The 4,071-nt window shown below is 57.8% G+C and carries 5 protein-coding genes and 2 pseudogenes; all 7 read left to right on the forward strand.

All coding sequences use genetic code 11. The annotated features are described in order from the left end of the window. Window positions 1-295: pseudogene (locus L692_RS0123410) on the forward strand (stage III sporulation protein SpoIIIAB); the annotation flags it as partial. A 13-nt stretch (window positions 296-308) separates the two neighbouring features. After that, a complete protein-coding gene (gene spoIIIAC, locus L692_RS0123415) occupies window positions 309-512 on the forward strand; it encodes a stage III sporulation protein AC (RefSeq protein ID WP_025335735.1) in 204 nt (67 codons plus the stop codon). A 7-nt stretch (window positions 513-519) separates the two neighbouring features. Continuing rightward, window positions 520-909 (forward strand): stage III sporulation protein AD, encoded by a 390-nt coding sequence (spoIIIAD, locus tag L692_RS0123420; protein ID WP_025702382.1) that lies wholly within the window; start codon window positions 520-522, stop codon window positions 907-909. 46 nt (window positions 910-955) lie between these two features. Continuing rightward, entirely contained in the window at window positions 956-2,263 is a 1,308-nt protein-coding gene (spoIIIAE, locus tag L692_RS0123425; protein ID WP_025702383.1) for a stage III sporulation protein AE, read from the forward strand. Between the two features lie 20 nt (window positions 2,264-2,283). Further along, window positions 2,284-3,045 (forward strand): stage III sporulation protein AF, encoded by a 762-nt coding sequence (gene spoIIIAF / locus L692_RS30865; protein WP_025702384.1) that lies wholly within the window; start codon window positions 2,284-2,286, stop codon window positions 3,043-3,045. 59 nt (window positions 3,046-3,104) lie between these two features. Next, window positions 3,105-3,746: a stage III sporulation protein AG gene (gene spoIIIAG / locus L692_RS0123435; RefSeq protein WP_025702385.1), complete on the forward strand. Its 642-nt coding sequence runs from the start codon at window positions 3,105-3,107 to the stop codon at window positions 3,744-3,746. Between the two features lie 63 nt (window positions 3,747-3,809). Continuing rightward, window positions 3,810-4,071, forward strand: a pseudogene (locus L692_RS33200) (SpoIIIAH-like family protein); the annotation flags it as partial.

The following is a 4,071-nucleotide window of genomic DNA, read 5'->3' on the forward strand; positions in this document are numbered from 1 at the left end:
CGCCGACCGAATGTGCGCGCCGCATAACGAGCGCGCGCAGGATGCGCTCTCGCGGGCGATGGACACGCACTGGACGGCGACCGCGATGAAAGCGCCGGAGCGGGAGATTCTCCGGCAGCTCAGCTGCACTCTGGGCACAAGCGACCGAAGCGATCAGGCCAATCATATCGCGCTGGCGCTGCAGCAGCTGAAGCAAGAGGAGATTTCCGCCCGCGAGGACCAGGCGAAGTACGAAAAAGTAAGTAAAAGCCTGGGTGTCCTGCTGGGAGCGCTCATCGTCATTTTGATCTTTTAGCGAGGTGCCAGGAATGAATATTGAAGTCAACGCAATCTTTCAAATTGCCGGCATTGGCATCATCATCGCCATGATTCATACCGTACTCAAGCAGATGGGCAAAGAGGATATCGCCCATTGGGTGACCGTCATCGGCTTTGTCGTCGTGCTGTTCATGGTCATTCGGATGCTGGACGGACTGCTGCAGGAAATCAAGACGATCTTTCTTTTTCAATAGGCGCGCCATGGAAATCATTCAAATCGTAGGAATCGGGCTGATGTCGACCGTTCTCATTCTTGTGCTGAAAGAGCAAAAACCGATGTTCGCTTTCCTGCTGGCTGCGGCGACGGGCATTCTCATCTTCCTGTTTCTGATCGGCAAAATCGGCGGCGTTATCTCCACGCTTCAGCGGCTCGCGGAATCCTCGGGCATGGAGACTGTCTATCTGAAGACCGTATTCAAAATCATCGGCATCTCTTATATCGCGGAATTTGGCGCCCAGATCGTGCGCGACGCGGGCCAGGAATCCATCGCTTCCAAAATCGAGCTGGCCGGCAAGGTGCTGATTATGACGCTGGCTATGCCGATCATCGGCATCATTATTGAGACGGTCATGAAGCTGCTCCCGGCGTAAATCGCCTTAAAGTCAGGCTCATCCGCAATCGAAAGGAGAAGTGGCGATGGAAAAGCGCGGCATGTTCCGACCTCCCAGACTTGGCGCTGCGCTGCTGCTGCTGCTCTGTCTCGTGTTAAGCGGGTGGAGCCCGGCCGCCGCATCGCCGGCAGACGGGGCCGGAAAGGCCGATAGCAACACGGGCCAAACGGAGAGCTATATGCGTCAAATCGGGACCGATCCGGTCCAGGGAGGGGGTGCGGCCGATCAGACCGGAACGCCCATAGACCAGTGGGTAAAGAGCCAGGTGGACGAATTGCCCAAGGATGAGGTGGAGAGGTACTGGGATCAGCTGATGAAGGATTACGGCGGTTTTTTTCCGGACGGGGCGACGCCCTCGCTCATGGATATGCTGCTGCCGGGGGGAAAGGGGCTAAGCCTGCACAATGTGCTGTCCGGGCTCCTCTCCTACATGTGGCATGAAGTGCTCTACAACGGCAAGCTGCTCGTTACCATCGTCATGATCAGCGTGCTGAGCATGATTCTGGAGACGCTGCAAGCGGCATTTGAGCGAAAGACGGTCAGCAAGGTGGCCTACACCATATGCTTCATGGTGGTGCTGGTTATCGCGGTCAACAGCTTTAATGTCGCCATCGGCTATGCGAGGGACGCGATTGACCGGATGATTGACTTCATGATGGCGATGATTCCGCTTCTGTTCGCGCTGCTGGCTTCCATGGGCAATATCATTACCGTCTCGGTGACCCACCCCCTGATCGTGTTCATGATCCATACGGTTGGGACGTTAATCCACACGATGGTATTTCCGCTGTTGTTCTTCTCGGCGGTTCTGCATCTGGTCAGCTCCATCTCGGACCGATACAAGCTGACCCAGCTTGCGAATCTGCTGAGAAATATCGGCATGGGGGTGCTCGGGGTTCTGCTGACCGTCTTTCTGGGCGTGATCTCCGTCAGGGGCATTACGAGCTCGATCACGGATGGCGTGACGCTCAGGGCGGCCAAGTATATCACCGGCAATTTCGTGCCTGTTATCGGCAAAATGTTCGCGGATGCCACCGATACCGTTATTTCCGCCTCGCTGCTGGTGAAAAATGCTATCGGGCTGTCAGGCGTGATCATCATCCTGTTCCTGTGCGCGTTCCCGGCGATTAAAATCCTGGTGCTTGCCCTGATCTATAACGTAGCCGGGGCAGTGATGCAGCCGCTCGGCGACACGCCAATCGTATCGTGCCTGCAGACGATCGGAAAAAGCATGATCTATGTGTTCGCCGCTCTGGCCGCCGTGTCGCTCATGTTCTTTCTGGCGGTCACCATTATGCTGACGGCCGGGAACGTCACGGTCATGATGAGATAACGCCGCAAGGGAGGTGGATCATGAGCTGGCTTGGAGGATGGCTTCGGGAAATTATTTTAATCGTGCTGCTGGCGACGTTCGTCGAGCTTCTCCTTCCGAGCAAGTCGATGGAGCGCTATGCCAGGCTGGTGCTCAGCCTGCTGGTTCTGCTGACGCTGCTTAGTCCGGTCGTCTCGCTGCTGAAAGGCAATGCGGCGTCCGAGCTTAGTCTGGCCTTCCGGCAGGCGGACGGAGGGGCGTCCGGGCCGAGCGGAACGGCAGACGCGGAGCTTAGGCGAATATTGGCCGACGGGCAGAAGCTCGCTGCGGGCGGCAGGGAGCAGAGCCTGAAGCTGGCCGCGCAGCAAATTGCGGGGCAGATGCAGGAGCAGATTGCCGGCGAGACGGGAAAGCGCGGAGCAAATGTGGCTGTGACGCTCGCTCTGCAGGGCGAGGCGGACGGCCATTCAGCGCCTGCCATAACTGAGGTGATTGTCACGCTTCCCGGGGAAGGAAGCGCTGCTCCAAGCAATGCGCCGGGCGGCTCCGGTGGCGGAAGCGGCGGGAGCACTCCGATAGCGGTCCAGCCCGTGGAGGATATCAAAGTCGAGCTGGGCGAGGAGAGCCTGCCGAGGGAACAGGGCGAAAGCGCAGGCGGAGCCGATCCGGCGTCATCCGGGACGGAAGAGGAGCGCGGACCTTACAGTGAGGACGCCAAAGCGGTAACGGCGCTGCTGGAGAAGAACTGGAGCCTTGATCCCGGCAAGATCAAAATAGTGGACGGCGGCGCGGACAAATTGTAGCGATCCGTTTATCTGACCTAGATATCAAGAAGAAAGGTATCTAGAAGGAGGCATAAGCAATGGGCAATTGGCTGAAGAAGCTGGAGCAGCTGGTCGGCGGAGGGTCCGAGAATCCGAAGCGCAACCAGACCTTCCGCTGGCTGATCATCCTGGGTCTGTTGGGCGCGGCGATCATGCTGTTCAATTCCTTTGTCAATGTGAAGAAGCTCGACAGCGAGAATACGGGAAGAGAACCGCCGCCAGCTCAGAACTCGCAGGCAGCCATGCAGGAGGAGACTGGCGATAGCGCCAGTTCGTTTGACGGCATCGAGCGGGAAATGGAGAACCGGATGAAGGGCATTCTGGAGCAAATCGTCGGGGTTGGCACGGTGGACATCCTGGTGACTGTGGATTCAACCGAGGAGGTCATCGTGCAGCGCAATATGAACGATTCACAGCAGCTCAGCGAAGAGACCGACGCGAACGGCGGCAAGCGCCACACGACGACATACACGAGAAACGGCGAAATCGTCACTTACAGCCAATCCGGAGACGAGACGCCGATTATTACCAAAAGAGTCAAGCCCCAGGTTCGCGGCGTGCTCATTGTCGCCAAGGGAGCCGAGAACAAGGTGGTGAGAGGGCTGATCGAGCAGGCGGTGGAGAAGGCGCTGAATGTTCCGGGCTACCGCATCTCCGTTGTGCCGCGCAAGCAGGAATAAGGGGCGCGAAAGGTATGGCTTCGGCAGTGGAATCTGAAGGAACAGCAAAAAGGAGGAAAAGTAATGAACGGCAAAAGACAAACAATCTGGTTGGTGTCCATGCTCAGCTTGATGGTGGTTCTCTCCGCTTATTATTTGTTCACAGAGGACTCGGGCGTCTCTTCGCCCAAAGATACGGCCGGCACCATTCAAGTGGATTCCGTCAAGGATGCGGGAGCTGCGCTTCCGTCGGCAGCTGACAGCGGCGCGGCTGTCAGCGAAGTGACTCCGCAAAGCGATGATTCAGCCGCCGACGCGAATGCGGCCGCCGACCCGAATGCGGCTT

Origin of the sequence: Paenibacillus forsythiae T98 (assembly GCF_000520735.1) — a bacterium.
GTDB lineage: Bacteria > Bacillota > Bacilli > Paenibacillales > Paenibacillaceae > Paenibacillus_AQ > Paenibacillus_AQ forsythiae.